Source organism: Oleiphilus sp. HI0066 (assembly GCF_001635725.1).
The window spans coordinates 1-539 of the sequence record NZ_LWFH01000417.1; the positions used below are offsets into that span (position 1 = coordinate 1).

At 47.7% G+C, this 539-nt stretch carries 1 protein-coding gene; it reads right to left on the reverse strand.

Annotated elements, in window-relative coordinates:
* Window positions 1-494: lyase family protein (locus tag A3738_RS05640; protein ID WP_369819775.1), on the reverse strand; the 494-nt coding region annotated here is incomplete at its 3' end.
* Window positions 495-539: the final 45 nt, after the last annotated feature.

Below are 539 nucleotides of genomic sequence, written 5' to 3' on the forward strand. Positions count from 1 at the left end.
TCAATTTGAGTTGCCCAGCTGTTTAAGCTTTGGCTCATGCGCACTGGCATTGCATCCATCAAATGGGTGCGACCTGTCTTAACGTATTGATCTACGCTCTTGGCTTTCTCTCTTGTGGTTTGAACAAGGTACTCTAAAGCAGGAAGGAGCTGTTCGTTTAGCTCGATAGCCGCACTGATATGAATCGTCGAAGGAATGATGTCGTTGCTGCTTTGACCGCAGTTAATGTGGTCATTAGCGCTAACGGAATCTTTGTAGAGTTCGGTTGCCAATGTGGCAAGTACTTCGTTTGCGTTCATGTTTGAGCTTGTGCCAGAGCCCGTCTGATAAACATCAACAGGGAAGTGCTGCATTAAATCTTCGCTTACTAAAAGCTTATCTGCCGCGTCGGAGATCGCCTTTGCCATGTCACTGGGGATTTGTTCTAGTTCTCCATTCGCTTTGGCCGCCGCAGTTTTCGCTTTAACTAGTGATCGTATAAAGGCTTCGGGCATTCTCCTGCCACTTACTGGGAAGTTGTGCACAGCGCGTTGCGTTTG